Here is an 18098-nt window from a genome sequence, read left to right as displayed (position 1 = left end):
TTTCCTCCACTTCATGTGATTATGGGGTGACTTGCACCTCTTCCATGTCGAACAGTTCCGGCCGGGCGGCCGCGATGTTCGGCAGGTCCTTCAGGATCTCCCGCAGGTGGGTCCGCATGGCCTCTCCGGCGCCTTGCGGGTTGCGGGTTTCGATCGCATCGACGATGGCCTCATGCTGGGCGATGAGGCGCGAGATCGGAAAATCGGCAAAGCTGAGATAGCGCACCCGGTCCATCTGGGCCTTGACGCTTTCCACCACGTCCCAGGCATAGGTCTTGCCGATGGCGCGGGCCATGGTGTGGTGGAAGGTTTCGTCCAGCGCCATGAACACATCCTGCGCATCGGGAGCGACCTCGCGCTGGCGGGCGATCTGGGCGCGCAGGTCCGCGATGATGGCCGGTTCGGGTTCGCTGGCCAGCAGGTGAACCACATTCGCCTCGATGGCCTCCCGCACGAAGCGGATGTCCATCACGCGCTTGATGGAGATCTTGCGCACCAGGGTGCCGCGCTGCGGGCGGACCTCGACAAGGCCTTCCTCGGCGAGCTTGATGAAGGCTTCCCGCACGGGCTGGCGGCTGGAGCCGAAACTGCGCGCCATCTCCGCCTCGGACAGAAGAGTACCCGGCGCCAGCTCACCGCGAATGATGCGCTGGCGCAGGTCCCGATGCACCAGCTGGCCGACAGGAACGCCCGGTTCGGATGCGGCAAGTGGTCTGAGCGGCAGAATCTGACCCGTCATGTTCCCGTCCATTTTCCACACTCTCCTCTTGCCAGCATCATTTTCCATACTACCATACAAGTCAATATCAAACTACCATACTAGTCGGCAGGGGCGAGGGCATGCTATGCCTTCCCCCTGAAAGAGGCGGCAAACCGGGGCAACCGGAAGGCCCGAAGGACCGGCCGGGCCAGAAGTGGCAGGCCGGAAACAGGAGTGGAACGCGTGCGGCAGACCTGGCGCTGGTTTGGTCCCAAGGACCTTGTGAGCATTGACGACATGTTGCAGGCAGGGGTGGAGGGCGTGGTCTCCGCGCTTCATCACGTGCCAAGCGGTGCGGTGTGGACGCCTGAGGAAATTGCCCGGCGTCAGCGGGAGATCGCCACGCGCAGCGATGGCAGCCCGTCGGGAATTGCCTGGGAGGTGGTGGAAAGCCTCCCGGTCTCCGAGGATATCAAGAAGCAGAAGGGCAACTGGCGCGAGCACATCGAGAATTACAAGGTCAGCCTGCGCAATCTGGGCGCGGCCGGCATCGAGGTGCTCTGCTACAATTTCATGCCGGTGCTGGACTGGACGCGCACGGATCTGGCCTGGCGGGTGGACCATGGCGGCACCTGCATGCGCTTTGACCATGCGGATTTTGCCGCCTTTGACATTCACATCCTGCAGCGCAAGGGGGCGGCAGAGGACTTCCCGGCAGAGATTGCCGAAGAAGCCGCCCGCCGCCATGCGGGCATGAGCGAGGAGCAGAAGAAGGCGCTGGCCATCAACGTGGCCTTTGGCCTGCCCGGTGCTGCCGAACACATGACGCTGGACGATGTGCGGGCGCATCTGGCCGAATATGGCGCGATCGATGCCGATCAGCTGCGCCGCCATTTCATCGCCTTCCTCGAGGAGGTGATCCCGGTGGCGGAGCAGGAAGGCATCCGGATGTGCTGCCATCCGGACGATCCGCCCTATCCGCTGCTCGGCCTGCCGCGCATCATGTCGACGGAAGCCGACTATGAGACGATTCTCTCTGCGGTGGACAATCCGTCGAACGGCATCACCCTGTGCTCCGGCTCGCTGGGTGCGCGCTCCGACAATGATCTGCCGGGCATGATGCGCCGCCATGGCGCCAAGGTGCATTTCCTGCATCTGCGCAACGTGAAGCGTGAGACGGATGCGCTCTTCGGCTCCTTCCACGAGGCAGAGCACCTGAAGGGCAATACCGACATGGTGGCGCTGCTGGCCGAGGTTGTGAAGGAAGAAGCGCGCCGCAAGGCGGAAGGCCGCAGCGATGTGTCGATCCCCTTCCGTCCGGATCACGGGCAGGACATTCTCGACGACCTGAAGCGCAAGGCACAGCCTGGCTATCCGGCCATCGGGCGGCTGAAGGGGCTGGCGGAACTGCGCGGCATCGTCACCGCGCTGGAGCACGCCGAACACGGGTTTCTTGCCCGCGCCTGAAACGGATTGTGTGTTTATCCTTGAAGATGCGCTGCCGTAGGGCTACCTGCGGCAGCGCATTTGTGTCTGAGGGAGGAACATCAGCGGATGAATGGGCTTGGCAGTCTGGCCGGATTGTTTCTGGCTGCCTTTCTGGCGGCGACGCTGCTGCCGGCCCAGTCCGAAGGGGTGCTGGCGGCGCTGGTGATTGCCGGTGGCTGGCCCCTGTGGCTGCTGGTGGGCGTTGCCACGGCGGGCAATGTGCTGGGTTCGGTGGTCAACTGGCTGCTGGGGCGCGGGATTGCCAGTTTCCGGCACAAGCGCTGGTTTCCGGTTTCAGACAAGGCGCTGGCGCGAGCTGAGGGCTGGTATCACCGCTATGGCCGCTGGAGCCTGCTGTTCGCCTGGCTGCCCGTCATCGGTGATCCGCTGACCGTGATCGCAGGCACATTGCGCGAGCCGCTGGGCATCTTCCTGCTGCTGGTCACCATCGGCAAGGCCGGGCGTTATGTCCTCGTGGCGCTGGCAGCTTCCGGGCTGGCCTGAGATGCGCAGGACAGGGAACCTGCATCCGCATGGCCTTCCGCCGGCCGGTAGTTGCCGACAAAATAAAGCGGACGCTGCTTCGTTTCGTTGAAGATGCGGCCCACATATTCACCCAGAATGCCGAGCGAGATCAGCTGCACGCCGCTGAGGAACAAGAGGCCGACCATGAGCGAGGCATAGCCCGGTACGTCGATGCCATGAAGCAGCACATCGGTCACCAGAATGAGCGCATAAATGATGGCGATGAAGGAGACCAGAATTCCGGCGATGGAGGCGAGCCGCAGCGGGACGGTGCTGAAGGCTGTCAGCCCGTTCAGCGCAAGCCCAAACAGACGCCGCATGTTCCAGGCGCTTGCCCCGGCCGTGCGCTCGGCCGGCTCGTAGGGGATCTGCTTCTGCCGGAAACCGACCCAGAAATACAGGCCCTTCATGAAGCGCGCCCGCTCGGGCATGGATTTCAGCGCATCCAGCGCCGCCCGGTCCAGCAGGCAGAAATCGCCCGCGCCGCGCGGCAGCTTGATGTCGGAAAGCTGTGCCAGCAGCTTGTAGAAGGATTTCACGCAAAGGCGCTTGACCATGCCTTCGGACGGGCGGACGGCCTGGGTGGCGTGGATGATCTGGAAGCCCTCGTCCCAGGCCGCGGCAAGCTCGATGATCTTTTCGGGCGGATGCTGCAGATCGGCATCCATCAGGATGGCCGCATTTCCGCGCGCATGGTCGATGCCGGCGGTGATGGCGATTTCCTTGCCGAAATTGCGCGACAGGGCGAGGATGCCGATGCGCGGGTCGGCAGCGGCAAGGCCTGCAGCCACCTCCAGCGTGCGGTCGCGGCTGCCGTCATCCACCAGCAGGATCTCAAAGCTGCGGCCAAGCCCTTCCAGCACCGGAACAAGCCGGGTCATCAAGGGCGTCAGATTTGCAGCTTCATTGAAGCATGGTATCACGACCGAAAGTTCTGGAGCCTCGCCGTTCATCTCTCTCGCATCCCGGTCCAGGGACGGCAGCCCCCGCAGCAGCTGAATAGCGCCGTATTCTTTTCACAGTGTTTCTGTTGGCTGTTTACCTAAAGCAAGAGGAAAGGTTTTTCAAAGGGTGGCGTCTGATAAAAAACAGGTGATTCTGAGCGCGGATGACTATGGGCTGACGCCGGGCATCAGCGAGGGCATCCGCCAGCTGCTGCGCCAGCAGCGCCTGACGGCCACGGCAGCCATGACGGTGAGCCCTTTCTGGGCAGAAGAGGGACGTCACCTTCTGGCCGGGGCGGAGCAGATCGATGCGGATACCGGGCTGCATCTGACGCTCACCGATCACATTCCCCTGACCCAGATGCCGAGGCTGGCGGAAAGCGGGCATCTGCCGTCGAACGGGCGGCTGATCATCATGGCCCTGCGCGGCCAGCTTGAGGATGAGACCATCCGGCAGGAACTGGCCGGGGAGATCGCCGCCCAGATCGATGCCTTCGGGGCTGTCATGGGCCGGGTGCCGGATTTCATCGATGGCCATCATCATTGCCACCAGCTGCCGGTGATCCGCGATCTTGTGCTGGAGGCCTTCGCAGCCCGCATCGCCCCCCAGGGCGGCTATCTGCGCCTGTGCCAGGAGCCGCTGGCGGCGATCCTGAAGCGGGGCAGGGCGGTGTTGCGGGCGGCTGTCATCAGCGCGCTGGGCCAGGGCTTTGCCCGCAAGGTGACGGCGGCGGGGTTCAAGGCCAATGACAGTTTCCGCGGCGTGCGGGACTTCACGGCGCGGGAGAAGACCGGCGATCTGTTTGCCCGGTTCCTGAGCGGCGAGGGGGAGCGGCCGCTGATCATGTGCCATCCCGGCCTCGTCGACGGGCATCTCATCGGGCTCGATCCGCTGACGGATCTGCGCGAGGTGGAGCTGGAGTATCTCGCCAGCGATGCCTTCGCCGCGCTTCTGGAAGAAAAGAACGTCCAGCTCGTCCGGTTCAGCGGCTTTTCCGTCCGCTGAACCGGAGAGCATCAGGGTCAGCCGGTGATGGTCAGGCTGATCTCCAGCCGGTCATCCCAGCGGGCTGTCCAAAGACCGGGAGCAGGGGCGTTCTGCACGCCGCTCATGGAACCGGTGATGATCCAGTCTCCGGCCTTGAAGCCGCCGAACCGGTCACCGCCTGCATTGACATAAGCCGTCAGCGAGCCTGCCGGATCGATGTCATTGGGCGTGAAGGGCTCCGGCGTGCCATCCCGCATCAGCACGAGGCGCTTTACCGGGGAGAGGATATCGCCGGTGAAGGGCACCGGTGTGCCGAGGACAAGGCCGTCATTGGACAGGCAGTCGGCGATCTTCTCTTCCACTTCCACATCCTTCACCAGCCACCGCGAGGCGCACAGCTCAAAGGCCAGAGCGTAGTGAGAGACAGCGGCAAGGACGTCCTCACGGGTGTAGGGCTCGCCGTCGCGGAAGGGCAGATCCTGGCCAAGCTGCAGGGCGATCTCCGTCTCCAGAGCGTTGACACGAGCAACGCTGGCGGGGCTTGTGAAGATGCGGCTGCCGTGGATCGGGGCGGTCATCGCGCCCTTCGGACCGGTTTCGGAGGTTTTCCAGTGCCGGACCGGAGCATCGCCCAGCAGCGCATGGACGCGGCGCTGGATCTCGTAGCCCTCCAGCATGGACTGCGGGCGGGCTGCTTCCGGCAGGCGCTCCAGCGCGCCGCCCTGACGGCGGCATTCGGCGAGCATGGCACTGGCCTGCGTGAGGCGGGCTTCAAGGGCGGCATCAAGCTTCATTTTCTGAGGAATCTCCGGTTCGGGGCCGTGAGGTTAATCAGGTTCATGCGGACTTGAGAAGGTCAATTCTGCCAAGGGTCATCGCCCGATACCTTGGCAGCTGTTCCTGAAAGGAGACCTTTCGCGTCCTCCGAAGCTGTGACAGCATCGCGCCCGGGAGATTCTTCAAGATGAAAGAACTGACACTCCGGCAGGTTGAGGTCATCCGCGCCGTGATGATGGCCGGGACGATTGCGGGCGCCGCCAAGCTGTTGAACGTGTCTGCGCCCGGCGTCAGCCGCCTCATCAAATACACAGAGGATTCGCTCGGCGTGCGCCTGTTCGAGCGCAAGGCGGGGCTGTTCGTGCCGGTGCCCGAGGCGCAGAAGGTCTTCGACATGGTGCATCAGGTCTACCGGCAGATGGAGAACCTGAACCAGGCGGTGTCCTCCCTGCACAAGGGTGAGGAATTCACCCTGTCGATTGCCTGCGCCCCCTCGATTGCCCAGTTCATCGCGGCACGCGCCATCCGCAATGTGCGCCAGCGCTTTCCCGATCTCTTCATCGACCTCAACATCCTCAAGATCGAGGAGACCCTCGATTACCTGCTGCTGGAGCGCGGAGAGTTCGTGATCATGAGCTCGGCCATGGACAATCCGGCGGTGGATTGCCAGAAGCTGGTGGAGGGGCGGCTTGTCGCCGTGGTGCCGGAGGGGCACCGGCTGGCGGAAAAGCCGGTCATTTCCGTGCATGATCTCATGGAAGAGCCGATCATCGGCATCGATGAGAGTGATCCATACGGGCGCATCCTGTCCCACCCTTACCGGGACGCCGGGCTGGAGCCGCGCTTTTCCATGCGCGGGCGTTTTGCCCAGACGATTGTCAGCCTCGTCCGGCATGGCCTGGGTGTTTCGGTGATCGACGAATTCTCGGTGGCGGAGGTCTACATGCCGGGCCTCGTGCGGCGCCCGCTGAAGGAGCCCGCGTCAATCAACGCCTGGGTGCTGACCAAACATGGACGGCAGCTCTCCAGCTTCGCCGAATTCACCGTCGAGCGTTTCCGCCACGAACTCCAGCGCGCCCGTGCCCGCGAGGCCTGGGACCCCGCACCTTCAGCAACGGGGACGGGCTGAGATGCTGGATTAACATCATGTTACTATGACGGCAAAATCGGTATTTGCTGTTATCTCTGACTTCTGGCAATCAAGGGTTCGGGCGGCTCAAAAGGAGAATGGGCCGGGACCGTTCAAATGGGAGGATCTTCATGAAGAAGACGCTTATCGGCGCAGCTCTTGCGCTTGGGCTTGCTGTTGTTCCGGCTCTTGCCGAATATCCGGACAAGGAAATTCAGGGCATCATCCAGTGGGGCGCAGGCGGCTCCACCGACACGGTGATGCGCGCCGTCACCCCGCATGCCGAACAGGCGCTGGGCGGCAAGATCATCATGCAGAACGTCACCGGCGGCGTTGGCGCCCTGGCGCTCAACATGGTCGAGGCCGGTGATGCCGATGGCTACACCATCCTGTTCGGCGCGGAAAACCCGCTGCTATACAAAGTGATGAAGCTGGGTGAGAAGGACTATTCCGACTTCACCCCGATCAATGTTCTGGCGCGCGGTATCCCGATCCTGGTGGCCCGTCCGGATGCTCCGTTCAACACCTTTCAGGAGATGATCGCCTATATCAACGCCAATCCGAAGGCGGTGAAATTTGGCTCCACCGGTCCGGGCGGCCTGCCGTCTGTCGTGACCGCGATGATCAACCAGAAGACGCCAATCGACGTGACCTTCGTTCCCTACGACGGTGACGGCCCGGCCCTGACCGCCCTGCAGGGCGGCGCCATCGACGTGATGCCGGCGGTGCTGGGCGCTGCGGTCGAGAACATCAAGGCCGGCACGATGAAGCCGATTGCCCTGTTCGACGTCGAGCCCACCCCGGCCCTGCCGGACGTGCCGACCATCGTGTCCACCAACCCGGAATTTGCCGAACTGCTGCCCTGGGGCCCGTTCTTCGGCATTTTCGTGAAGAAGGGCACCCCGGATGACGTGGTTGCCAAGCTGGTGGCCGCTTATCAGGAAGGCGCAAAGAACGAGGACTTCCTCAAGTTGATGGACAGCCGCGGCTTCAAGATGATGTCCTATTCCGGCGCCGAGGCGGAAGACTTCCTGTCGAAGTGGCAGTCCACCACCAGCTGGCTTGTCTGGGAAGCGGGCCTTGCCAAGGCCTCGCCTGAGGAATTCGGCATTCCCAAGCCCTGATCCTCGCCATAAACCAGAAAACGCCGCCTGATCTTCCGGGGCCTGGCCGCCGACGGCAAAGGGAAAGCACCCTGCCGGGCCTCGGGAAACGCTTCTGAAGCAGCCTGCATCATGCATGATTTCATGTGACGCAGGCTGCCGAAGAGGGGCGGCGTTTTGCATGGGCAGGTGGTAAAACCCTGCCTGCCTGATCCGGCTGCTGGAGGTCACATGGAAAACCCGCAACCCCGCCGCTCCTTTGAACTGGTTTTCAGCTTCTTCATGTTCGGCGCCAGTCTGTTCCTGTTCTACACCGCTTACGGGATTTCCGGCTTTGAGGCTTTGTCCGCACCGGGCGGCGTGCCGATGATGACGACCGGTCTGATGACCGTGACCTCCGGCATGGTGCTGATCCAGACCCTGCGCAAGCCCGCGGAAGGCAACCAGTGGGCCCTGCGGGAGATCCTGCCGCTGCCGGTGGTGCTGATGACCGTGCTGATCACGGCCTATGCCTTCCTGCTGAAGCCGCTTGGCTTCATCCCCACGTCCTTCCTGTTTCTGGTCATCGGCATCCGCATCCTGACCCGCCGCAACTGGGGCTGGACGGTGATGGTCTCGGCCTTCAGCATTCTTCTGATCTGGGTGATCTTCCGGCTGATCTTCTCGGTGCTGATGCCCGCCGGCATCGTGCCGGAGGCGGAAATCCTCGCCTTCTTCCGCAAGCTCATGGCGTAAGGCAGAGACCCTGATGGATATTCTCAACGCTCTTCTCGTGCCGCTGCTGGACATCAAGCTGCTCGCCCTCATCGCGGCAGGTACCATGGCCGGCATCTATATCGGCGCCATTCCCGGCCTGTCGGTGACGATGGCCGTCTCCATTCTCATCTCTTTCACCTTCTCCTGGGATGTGCTGCCCGCCCTGTCGCTGATGATCGGCATCTTCATGGGCGGGGTGTATGGCGGCTCGCGCACGGCGATCCTCCTGAACATTCCCGGCGCGCCTTCGGCCATCGCCACGGCGCTGGACGGCTATCCCATGGCCCAGCGGGGCGAAGCGGGTGAGGCCATTGGCGTCACCACCGTCATGTCCTTCTTCGGCGGCCTGACCGGCATTCTGGTGCTCGCCCTGGCAGCGCCTGCCGTATCCGATTTCGCCATCCGCTTTCAGCCGCGCGACTTCATGCTGCTGGCCATTCTCGGCCTGCTGCTGGTTGGCTCCTTGTCGGGGGAAAGCCTGGTGAAGGGCGTCTTCGCAGGCTCTCTGGGCCTGATGATCGGCTCCGTCGGCCTCGACCCGCTGACCATGGACCAGCGCTTCACGTTTGGCTCCCCGTCGCTGATGGGGGGCATCTCCTTCATTGCCGTGATGATCGGCATGTTCGGCGTGTCCGAAGCCCTGATGCAATTGCACACGATCAAGTCCGAAGCGGTGAAGCAGAAGATCAGCCGCATCGTTCCGCGCTTCAGCACCATCCGCAAGCATCTGCCGCTGTCGCTGCAGACCTCGGCCATCGGTGTCGTTGTCGGTGCGCTGCCCGGCACGGGCGGGGATATTGCTGCGCTGATGGCCTATGACCATGCCAAGCGCGTGACGAAGGATCCGGAAGTACCCTTCGGCAAGGGCGCCATCGAGGGGCTTGTCGCCCCCGAGACGGCGAACAACGCCGCTGTCGGCGGGGCCTTCATCCCGATGATGACGCTCGGCATCCCCGGGGATGCGGTGACGGCGATCATGATCGGCGCGCTGTTCATCCACGGCCTCAACCCGGGGCCGCTGCTGATGGTGCAGCAGCCGCATATGTTCTGGTTCATCGTCAGCGCGCTGATGATCGCCAACTGCTTCATGCTGCTCTTCGGCCTCACCGGCATCCGCCTCTTCGTCAAGGTGGTGGAACTGCCGCGCGGGCTGCTGATCCCGCTGATCCTGCTCCTGTCCATCGTCGGCGCCTATGCGGTCAACAACCGGCTGGGGGATGTCTACTGGATGCTGGGCTTCGGCGTGCTGGGCTATTTCATGCGCCTTTACGGCTATTCCCTGGGCCCCGTCATTCTCGGCGTGATCCTGTCGCGCCTCCTGGATGACAACTGGCGCCGGGCCATCATCTCGGAGCAGGAAAGCCTGCCCATGCTGTTCAAGGGCATTCTCACCAGTCCGCTTTCGGCCACGCTGATGGCCGGTGTGGTGCTGATCCTTCTGTCCAAGACGCCGCTCTGGCGCCGCATTTTCCGCAAGCGAGCCTGACACGCCATGTCCGCATCCTCTCCCGCTGCCGTGCCGCAAACCGGCACCATCCGCCTCGGCCTCATCGGCGACAACATCGCCGCCTCATCCTCTCCCCGCCTGCATGTGCTGGCGGGGCTGCAGAACGGGCGCACGGTGACCTACGACCGGCTGGTGCCCCGGGAGATGGGCATGGAGTTCGACCCTCTGTTTGCCCATGTGGCGGCAGATGGCTACCGGGGCGTCAACGTCACCTATCCCTACAAGGAACGGGCGGCGGCCAAGGTTCAGGTCGATGATCCGCTGGTGCGGGCCATCGGCGCGGTCAACGCGGTGATCTTCGAGGACGGCAAGGCACGCGGCTTCAACACCGACTATTCCGGTTTCATCGCCGCCTATCGCGCAGTGCGCGGCGATGAAGCGCCCGGTCCCGTTCTGATGATCGGGGCAGGGGGTGTCGGCAAGGCGGTGGCCTTCGGCCTCATCGCCCTGGGCCTTGCCGAAATCCGCATTGCCGACCGGGATGTGGCCAAGGCCGATGCGCTGGCCGAAGCGCTGAAGGTGGTGCGGCCGGAACTCGTCACCCGCACCGGACCGGAGGCAGCAGATCTATCCACCGGCGCCAGCGGCCTCATCAACTGCACGCCCGTCGGCATGGTCGGCTACGGCGGCACGCCGCTGGAGCGGGCGCGCATGACAGGCGCTGCCTGGGTGTTCGATGCGGTCTACACGCCCGTCGACACGCCTTTCCTCAAGGATGCGGAAGCCGAAGGCCTGACCATCATCTCGGGCTATGAGCTATTCTTCGGGCAGGGCGTCGATGCTTGGGCCATCTTCACAGGACTGCCGCTCGATCATGGCCGCCTGCGCCAGGATCTCCTCAAGCCGGAGTGAACCGATGCTGAATTCGATCGCCACCGTTTCCATCTCGGGCAATCTGCCGGTCAAGCTGGAGGCCATCGCCAAGGCGGGCTTCCAGGGGATCGAGATCTTCGAGCAGGATTTCATCGCCTCGGACCTGAGCCCGGCCGATGTGGGCCGCATGGTGCGCGATCACGGGCTGACCATCACCCTGTTCCAGCCTTTCCGCGACTTCGAGGGCCTGCCGGAACCCTACCGCGCCCGCGCCTTTGCCCGTGCGGCGCGCAAGTTCGATCTGATGAACCAACTGGGCACCGACCTGATGCTGGTCTGCTCCTCCGTGCATCCGGCAGCCATGGGCGGTATTGACCGCATGGCGCAGGATTTCCATGACCTCGGCGAGCTTGCCGCCCGTTTCGGCGTGCGCGCCGGATTCGAGGCACTGGCCTGGGGGCGTCACATCAACGACCACCGCGACGCCTGGGAAGTGGTGCGCCGTGCGGACCATCCGCGCATCGGCCTGATCCTCGACAGTTTCCACACGCTCGGGCGCGGCATTCCGCCGGATTCGATCCGCGCCATTCCCGGCGACCGCATCTTCTTCGTGCAGCTGGCCGATGCCCCGGCCATTCCCATGGACCTGCTCTACTGGTCGCGCCACTTCCGCAACATGCCGGGCGAGGGCGATCTGGATGTGACCGGCTTCATGCGGGCGGTGCTCTCCACCGGCTATTCCGGGCCGCTGTCGCTGGAGATCTTCAACGATCAGTTCCGCGCCGGCCTGCCGCGCCTTGTGGCGCTGGATGGCCACCGCAGCCTCATCGACCTGCAGGACCGGGTGCGCCGTGCCGAACCGGCGCTGACCGTCGACCTGCCGCATTTCCCCGCGCCTGCCCCCGTGGAAGGGGTCGAGTTCCTCGAAATCGCCACCTCGGAAGTGGAAGAACCGGCCATCGCCGCCTTCCTGACGGCGGCAGGCTTTGCGCCCGTGGCGCGGCACGTCTCCAAGCCGGTGACGCGCTGGAGTCAGGGCGCGGTGAACATTCTCGTCAACACGGCCGTCACCGGCTTTGCCCACACCGCCTATGTCACCCACGGCACCACCGTGTCCGAAATCGCGCTGAAGGTGTCCGATGCCGCCGCTGCCGCAGAGCGGGCGCAGGCGCTGCTGATCCCGGCCCATCAGAGCCATATTTCCGAAGGCGAACTGGCCATTCCCGCCGTGCGCGGCCATGGCGGCAGCCTGCTGCGCTTTGTCGATGGCGGGGAGATGCTGGGCCGCCTGTGGGATGTGGACTTCCGCCCGCTGCCCGATTCCGGCAAGGCTGGTGCCGGCAAGGCAGATGCCGCCACAGGCGCGGGGCTGACGCGCATCGACCACATCGCCCAGACGATGGCGCATGACGAAATGCTCAGCTGGTCGCTGTTCTACCACGCCCTGTTCGATGCCCGCCGCGCGCCCATGGTGGATGTGGCCGATCCGGACGGGCTGGTGAAGTCGCAGGCGGTGGAAACCGGCGCGCTGCGCGTCACGCTCAACGGTGCGGAAGCCCGCCACACGCTGGCCGGACGCTTTGTGAAGGAAAGCTTCGGCTCCTCCGTCCAGCATATCGCCTTTGCCACGGATGACATCTTCGCAACCGCCGCCGCGCTCAGCGCCCGTGGTTTCCCCATCCTGCAGATCGGCGCCAACTATTACGCCGACGTCGAAGCCCGCTTCGGCCTCGATCCGGCACTGGTGGCCCGCATGAAGGCGGCTAACGTGCTCTATGACGAGGATGCAGGCGGCAGCTTCTTCCAGCTCTATTCCCAGACCCGTCCGGAAGGGCTGTTCTTCGAATTCGTCCAGCGCGGCGGCAACTACGCCGGCTACGGCGCCCCCAACGCCCCCTTCCGCATCTCCGCCCAGAAACGGGCCTTGAGGCCCGCAGGAATGCCGCAGGCGGAGTGAATCTACGCGGAAAGATGGTGGTTATTACAGGCTGCACGCGATAGGATGCTTAACAGTCGTATTGCGTATTTTGCACCATATAAGGTACATTGCAGCATGGTCGATCAGAAGCGGCTGGCAGCGCGGTTCTTTGAGAACAGCAGCGGGCGGGTGCCGGTTCGGGAATGGCTTCTTGAGCTGAAGCCCGAGGATCGCAAGATCGTCGGGTTTGACATTCGCACGGCGGAATTCGGATGGCCTGTCGGTATGCCGCTCTGCCGGGCGATGAGCTCCCACAAGGGGCTTTGGGAGATCAGATCAAATCTGACCGATGGCAAAATCGCGCGCGTGCTGTTTTGCATTCACGGCGGATCAATGGTGCTGCTGCACGGCTTCATCAAGAAGACGCAGAAGACACCCAAGGCCGATCTGGATCTGGCGGCAAGGAGAATGAGAGGTCTGACATGACGGCTGATGTGGAGCAAGGCAAGGCAGGCACCCTGTTTGAGGACTTTCTCAAGGAGGAGGGCATTCATGAGGAGGCGACAGAGCAGGCAGTGAAGCGGGTTCTGGCCTTTCAGCTTGCCGAGGCGATGAAGGCGCAGAAGATCAGCAAGGTGGAAATGGCAAGGCGGTTGCAGACAAGCCGCTCGCAGCTGGACCGCCTGTTGGACCCGGATAACGACAGTGTCACACTCGCCGTTCTTTCCCGTGCAGCACGCATCGTCGGGCGGGAAATCAGACTGGAACTGGCTTGAGGTTTTGGGCTTTGGCGCTGCACGCCAAACGGATTTCATCTCGAAATCCGTTTGGCAATTGAAAGCCGCAAGATATCAGCGATGATCAATGTGCAAGTAATTTAAAGACGTAAGGAAGGAAGATGGTGCTGCAAGAGAGGATTGAACTCTCGACCTCTCCCTTACCAAGGGAGTGCTCTACCACTGAGCTACTGCAGCATCTCCGGGCGGACCCGATGGCCTTTTATCCGGTGATCCGGCAGGCCGTTCGTGACCGGCGCGCTGTGGCGCCGCGAACGGGTCGGCTTGTGCCATAGAAGGCTGGACATGGCAAGCGCTTATCGTGCTGATTTTTCCGCATGCCTGTGGACAGTTTGCCGGGAAGGGAAGGGGGATGCCTTCCGGTGGCGGAAAGCATAAGCTATTCCTTGGAAAATTCGAAACAGCAGGGATGGCGATGACCAGGCAGAACAAGCCGGACGGGCCTAAGCCCGGCTCCCGCGAGGCGCGCCTTGCCGAGGCGCTACGGCAGAATCTGAAGCGGCGCAAGGCGGCAGACCGTCAGCGCCGCGAGACGGCGGCAGGACCGCTTGAGGCAGACGATGCTGCCGGCGCGCCCGCCGGGCAGGGTGGGGATGCGGACGCGGTGCCGCAGGCGTGATGGCGTCAGATGAGGGCATGCGGGAGTGGCGGGAAGCTGCGGGCCCCGCATGCTGCCGCAAGGCGGAAGCAATGCAGGCAGTGCGGCGTAGCACGCTGCCTTGCCTCAGCCTTTATCCCGGTGTAGAGCCGGGCCAGTTTTCTATTTGCCGGCAGGCCTGAGACCTGCCCAATCAGGTGATTCCATGGACAGCATCAAGATCATCGGCGGCGCGCAGCTTAATGGCGTCATCCCGATTTCCGGCGCCAAGAATGCGGCCCTGCCGCTGATGATCGCCTCGCTCCTGACGGACGAGACGCTGACGCTGGAAAACGTGCCGCGCCTGCGCGACGTGGCGCAGCTGACGCATATCCTGTCGAACCATGGCGTCGACTATTCGGTCGATGGCAAGCGCACCGGCGTTGACGAGCTGCGCGGCCAGACGCTGCATCTGACGGCGCGCGCCATTGTGGACACGACCGCGCCTTACGAGCTGGTGTCGAAGATGCGTGCCAGCTTCTGGGTCATCGGCCCGCTGGTGGCGCGCATGGGCGTGGCCCGCGTGTCGCTGCCAGGCGGCTGTGCCATCGGCACCCGGCCGGTGGACTTCTTCATCGATGGCCTGAAGCAGCTGGGCGCGGAGATCGAGATTGAAGCGGGCTATGTGGTGGTCAATGCGCGTAAGGGCCTGACCGGCGCGCATATCACCTTCCCGCGCGTGTCTGTGGGTGCCACCCACACGCTGATGATGGCGGCGACGCTGGCCAAGGGCGAGACCATTCTGGAAAACGCCGCCCGTGAGCCGGAAGTGGAAGACCTTGCCAATTGCCTGAAGGGCATGGGCGCGAAGATTGAAGGCGCGGGCACTTCCACCATCCGCATCGAGGGCGTGCCGCGCCTCAAGGGCCACCGCCATGCGGTGATCGCTGACCGCATCGAGACTGGCACCTATGCCATGGCAGTTGCCATGACCGGCGGCGATGTTGTGCTGCAGGGCGCAAGGCCTGAACTTCTGGACGAAGCGCTGAACGTGCTGCGCCAGACCGGTGTGGACATCACGCAGGTGGAAGACGGCCTGCGCATCTACCGCAATGGCAACGGCATTGCGCCGGTGGATGTCACCACCGAGCCGTTCCCCGGCTTCCCGACGGACCTTCAGGCCCAGTTCATGGCGCTGATGACCCGGGCGGGCGGCCAGAGCCGCATCACTGAGACCATCTTCGAAAACCGCTTCATGCATGTGCAGGAGCTGGCCCGCCTCGGTGCCCGCATCCGCATCGACGGCAAGACGGCCATCGTGGACGGCGTGGACAGCCTGCGCGGCGCCCCGGTGATGGCAACGGATTTGCGCGCCTCCGTGTCGCTGGTGATTGCCGGTCTGGTGGCTGAAGGCGAGACGAATGTGAGCCGCGTCTATCACCTTGACCGTGGCTTCGAGCGGCTGGAAGAAAAGCTCGGCCGCTGCGGCGCCATGATCGAGCGTATCTCGGCGTAATTGCTGCGTGCGGCAGGCGTGGTGCACGGCCTGCCGCATTGTCAAACGGCCCCGGACGCGCTAGGCAACGGATTGGAATGGCGGGAGCTCTCCCGCCCTTTGCCACAAGCCTTCCGGAGACAGAGCCGCCCATGGACCTGCTGAAACTTGCCGCCCTCGATGAGGAAGATCTGGCCGTGGTTTCCGCCCATGTGCAGGATGCGGTGCTGAGCGTTGGCGACATCCGCTACCTGCCGAAGGAGCGCAAGGTGATTGTCGCCATGAACCGCTTCGTCTGGGACAAGGCGGAAGACCGGCGTGCGCGCACTCACGAAAGGCGCCGCTCGGCGCTGGCCTTCGCCCGTGTGACGGCGATGCGCGCCGCCCATATCCGGCAGGAGGCGAAGGGCGCCATCCTGTCGCTGCTGGCCATCCGCTTCGAACAGGGCGCGGAAGCTCCTTCCGGCACGGTGCGGCTGGAATTTGCCGGTGGCGGCACGCTGGCGCTGGATGTGGAATGCATCGAGGCGCAGCTGACCGATCTTGGCGCGGCCTGGGCCACGCCCAATAAACCTCATCATCACATCGACTGAGATTTTCCAGCTGGCAGGCGCAGGTTTGCCGGCGACAAGCGGCGCGGACCCTTCGGGGGTGAGCCGGCGCCGCGAAAAGGCCTTGCAAGGAGACAGACGTGGCAATTCGGCTTTCCACCGCAGATGCAGATTTCGAGACCCGCTTCAAGGACCTGCTCGCAGGCAAGCGCGAGGCGTCCGAGGATGTGGATCAGGTCGTCCGCGCCATTCTGGACGATGTGCGTGCCCGCGGCGATGCGGCCGTGGTGGAGTATACGAACCGGTTTGACCGGGTGAGCGTCTCTTCCATTGCGGATCTCAGGGTGACGGCTGAAGAGATCGAGGCTGCCACTGCGGCAGTCGAGCCGGCGACGCTCGATGCGCTGAAACTGGCGCGGGACCGCATCCACTCGCACCACGCCCGCCAGATGCCGAAGGATGACCGCTATACGGATGCGCTCGGCGTCGAGCTTGGCTCGCGCTGGACGGCGGTGGAGGCGGTCGGCCTCTATGTGCCCGGCGGCCTTGCCAGCTATCCCAGCTCCGTGCTGATGAATGCGGTGCCCGCGCTCGTCGCCGGGGTGGAGCGCATCGCCATGGTGGTGCCCGCGCCGGACGGGGTGCTGAACCCGCTGGTGCTGGCGGCAGCCAAGGTGGCCGGGATCACGGAAATCTACCGCATCGGCGGCGCGCAGGCGATCGCGGCGCTTGCCTATGGCACGGAAAGCATCGCGCCGGTGAGCAAGATCGTCGGACCCGGCAATGCCTTTGTGGCCGCCGCCAAGCGCCGGGTCTTCGGGACGGTGGGCATCGACATGATCGCAGGCCCTTCCGAAGTGCTGGTGGTGGCCGATGCGGACAACAATCCGGACTGGCTGGCAGCGGACCTTCTGGCGCAGGCCGAGCATGATCCGGTGGCCCAGTCGATCCTGATCACTGATGACGAAGGGCTGGCCGCTGCCGTGGAAGCGGCGGTGGAGCGCCAGCTGAAGACGCTGCCGCGTGCGGAGGTGGCCTCGGCCAGCTGGCGCGATTTCGGCGCCGTCATCATGGTGAAGGATCTGGAGGAAGCCATTCCGCTGATCAACCGGCTGGCACCGGAGCACCTGGAGCTGGCGGTGGAAGATCCCGAAGCGCTGCTGGGCCGCGTGCGCAATGCGGGCGCCGTGTTCCTGGGCCGCCACACACCGGAAGCCATCGGCGATTATGTCGGCGGTTCCAATCATGTTCTGCCGACCGCCCGTTCGGCGCGGTTCTCGTCCGGCCTGTCTGTGCTTGACTTTGTGAAGCGGACGTCGATCCTTAAGTGTGATGCGCAGAGCCTTCGGGCTCTCGGGCCTGCGGCAATCGCCCTGGGCGAGGCGGAAGGCCTCAGCGCGCATGCAAGGTCCGTTTCCATCCGGCTTAATCTGGAAGCCGAATAGGCAAGCGGCTGGGAGGAGGACAGCATATTGAGGGCTCTGACGGGGAAGGTGCGAGCCGTATGACCTTGGTGGAAAGCAGTGCGTCCTCCGGCGCCGGAGAGGGTTCCGGCGAAGATGCCTCAGGCCGTCTTATCGATGTCATTCTCGATGAGGCGTCCATTGCCCGTGCGGGGCCCGACATCGAGCATGACCGGGCTGTGGCCATCTATGACCTGATCGAGGAAAACAGCTTCTGCCCCAGCGGGCTGGGCGGTGGCCGCTTCGTGCTGCGCCTGTCCGTCGTGGAAAAGAAGCTGGTGTTCCAGATCACCAGCGAGGGCGGCGAGGATGTGGCCACCCATGTGCTGTCGCTGACGCCGCTGCGCCGCGTGGTGAAGGATTACGACCTGATCTGCGAAAGCTACTATCAGGCGATCCGCCATGCGACGCCCAGCCAGATCGAGGCGATCGACATGGGCCGGCGCGGCGTGCACAACGAGGGGGCAATGGTCCTGAAGGAGCGGCTGGAGGGCAAGGTGGAGATTGACCAGCCCACGGCCCGCCGCCTCTTTACCCTTGTCTACGCCTTGCACTGGAAAGGCTGAG

General features: G+C 64.0%; 19 protein-coding genes and 1 tRNA gene. 16 read left to right on the top strand and 4 right to left on the bottom strand.

Annotated elements, in window-relative coordinates:
- Positions 1-19 precede the first annotated feature (19 nt).
- The gene (locus IF10I1_RS09245) at positions 20-739 is read right to left on the bottom strand and encodes a GntR family transcriptional regulator (protein ID WP_164477499.1); all 720 of its coding nucleotides are present in this window, start codon (positions 737-739) and stop codon (positions 20-22) included.
- A gap of 204 nt (positions 740-943) precedes the next feature.
- Here IF10I1_RS09245 and uxuA point away from each other — a divergent pair, with 204 nt between their 5' ends.
- Together uxuA and IF10I1_RS09235 are read left to right on the top strand one after the other, a co-directional pair.
- Entirely contained in the window at positions 944-2167 is a 1224-nt protein-coding gene (gene uxuA / locus IF10I1_RS09240) for a mannonate dehydratase (RefSeq protein ID WP_186392603.1), read from the top strand.
- A gap of 87 nt (positions 2168-2254) precedes the next feature.
- Positions 2255-2692: a YqaA family protein gene (locus IF10I1_RS09235; protein ID WP_019962933.1), complete on the top strand. Its 438-nt coding sequence runs from the start codon at positions 2255-2257 to the stop codon at positions 2690-2692.
- Here the strand turns inward: IF10I1_RS09235 and IF10I1_RS09230 are convergent.
- Entirely contained in the window at positions 2653-3666 is a 1014-nt protein-coding gene (locus IF10I1_RS09230; RefSeq protein WP_186392552.1) for a glycosyltransferase family 2 protein, read from the bottom strand. The two genes, IF10I1_RS09235 and IF10I1_RS09230, sit on opposite strands and share 40 nt — an antisense overlap.
- A 139-nt stretch (positions 3667-3805) precedes the next feature.
- Here IF10I1_RS09230 and IF10I1_RS09225 point away from each other — a divergent pair, with 139 nt between their 5' ends.
- Positions 3806-4663, top strand: coding sequence for a ChbG/HpnK family deacetylase (locus tag IF10I1_RS09225; protein WP_208977215.1), 858 nt, complete (start codon positions 3806-3808; stop codon positions 4661-4663).
- 17 nt (positions 4664-4680) lie between these two features.
- Here the strand turns inward: IF10I1_RS09225 and IF10I1_RS09220 are convergent, their stop codons facing one another.
- Positions 4681-5439, bottom strand: a complete 759-nt coding sequence (locus tag IF10I1_RS09220; RefSeq protein ID WP_186392550.1) for a hypothetical protein — start codon at positions 5437-5439, stop codon at positions 4681-4683.
- Positions 5440-5609: 170 nt separating this feature from the next.
- Between IF10I1_RS09220 and IF10I1_RS09215 the strand changes: the two genes are divergently transcribed.
- From IF10I1_RS09215 to IF10I1_RS09180, 8 genes are all read left to right on the top strand, one after another.
- A complete protein-coding gene (locus IF10I1_RS09215) occupies positions 5610-6551 on the top strand; it encodes a LysR family transcriptional regulator (protein WP_019962929.1) in 942 nt (313 codons plus the stop codon).
- A gap of 131 nt (positions 6552-6682) precedes the next feature.
- Positions 6683-7675, top strand: a complete 993-nt coding sequence (locus tag IF10I1_RS09210) for a tripartite tricarboxylate transporter substrate binding protein (protein WP_019962928.1) — start codon at positions 6683-6685, stop codon at positions 7673-7675.
- A 210-nt stretch (positions 7676-7885) separates the two neighbouring features.
- Positions 7886-8389 (top strand): tripartite tricarboxylate transporter TctB family protein, encoded by a 504-nt coding sequence (locus tag IF10I1_RS09205; protein WP_019962927.1) that lies wholly within the window; start codon positions 7886-7888, stop codon positions 8387-8389.
- A gap of 13 nt (positions 8390-8402) precedes the next feature.
- Positions 8403-9896, top strand: coding sequence for a tripartite tricarboxylate transporter permease (locus IF10I1_RS09200; RefSeq protein WP_186392548.1), 1494 nt, complete (start codon positions 8403-8405; stop codon positions 9894-9896).
- 6 nt (positions 9897-9902) lie between these two features.
- A complete protein-coding gene (locus IF10I1_RS09195; RefSeq protein ID WP_186392547.1) occupies positions 9903-10769 on the top strand; it encodes a shikimate dehydrogenase in 867 nt (288 codons plus the stop codon).
- A 4-nt stretch (positions 10770-10773) separates the two neighbouring features.
- A complete protein-coding gene (locus IF10I1_RS09190) occupies positions 10774-12687 on the top strand; it encodes a bifunctional sugar phosphate isomerase/epimerase/4-hydroxyphenylpyruvate dioxygenase family protein (RefSeq protein ID WP_186392546.1) in 1914 nt (637 codons plus the stop codon).
- Between the two features lie 96 nt (positions 12688-12783).
- Positions 12784-13134: a type II toxin-antitoxin system RelE/ParE family toxin gene (locus IF10I1_RS09185; RefSeq protein WP_122519540.1), complete on the top strand. Its 351-nt coding sequence runs from the start codon at positions 12784-12786 to the stop codon at positions 13132-13134.
- Complete coding sequence (locus tag IF10I1_RS09180; RefSeq protein ID WP_058900474.1) at positions 13131-13424, top strand: helix-turn-helix domain-containing protein; 294 nt, start codon at positions 13131-13133, stop codon at positions 13422-13424. The genes IF10I1_RS09185 and IF10I1_RS09180 overlap by 4 nt, the downstream gene beginning before the upstream one ends.
- A 123-nt stretch (positions 13425-13547) precedes the next feature.
- Here IF10I1_RS09180 and IF10I1_RS09175 read toward each other — a convergent pair.
- A tRNA-Thr gene (locus tag IF10I1_RS09175) sits at positions 13548-13622 on the bottom strand.
- Between the two features lie 238 nt (positions 13623-13860).
- Between IF10I1_RS09175 and IF10I1_RS09170 the strand changes: the two genes are divergently transcribed.
- The 5 genes from IF10I1_RS09170 to IF10I1_RS09150 all read left to right on the top strand — a co-directional run bounded on the left by IF10I1_RS09170 (position 13861) and on the right by IF10I1_RS09150 (position 18097).
- Positions 13861-14064: a hypothetical protein gene (locus tag IF10I1_RS09170; protein ID WP_186392608.1), complete on the top strand. Its 204-nt coding sequence runs from the start codon at positions 13861-13863 to the stop codon at positions 14062-14064.
- A gap of 184 nt (positions 14065-14248) precedes the next feature.
- Positions 14249-15538, top strand: coding sequence for a UDP-N-acetylglucosamine 1-carboxyvinyltransferase (gene murA, locus IF10I1_RS09165; RefSeq protein WP_186392545.1), 1290 nt, complete (start codon positions 14249-14251; stop codon positions 15536-15538).
- 131 nt (positions 15539-15669) lie between these two features.
- A complete protein-coding gene (locus IF10I1_RS09160) occupies positions 15670-16110 on the top strand; it encodes a DUF2948 family protein (protein WP_058900472.1) in 441 nt (146 codons plus the stop codon).
- Positions 16111-16208: 98 nt separating this feature from the next.
- Entirely contained in the window at positions 16209-17513 is a 1305-nt protein-coding gene (hisD, locus tag IF10I1_RS09155) for a histidinol dehydrogenase (protein ID WP_186392544.1), read from the top strand.
- Between the two features lie 59 nt (positions 17514-17572).
- The gene (locus tag IF10I1_RS09150; protein ID WP_050470963.1) at positions 17573-18097 is read left to right on the top strand and encodes a UPF0262 family protein; all 525 of its coding nucleotides are present in this window, start codon (positions 17573-17575) and stop codon (positions 18095-18097) included.
- The last annotated feature ends 1 nt before the right edge of the window (position 18098 follow it).

The sequence above is a fragment of the Pannonibacter sp. I15F10I1 genome (genome assembly GCF_900185665.1).
In the GTDB taxonomy this organism is placed as follows: domain Bacteria; phylum Pseudomonadota; class Alphaproteobacteria; order Rhizobiales; family Stappiaceae; genus Pannonibacter; species Pannonibacter indicus.
The sequence above is the reverse complement of the archived record's forward strand: the minus strand, read 5'-3'. Positions and strand labels throughout refer to the sequence as shown.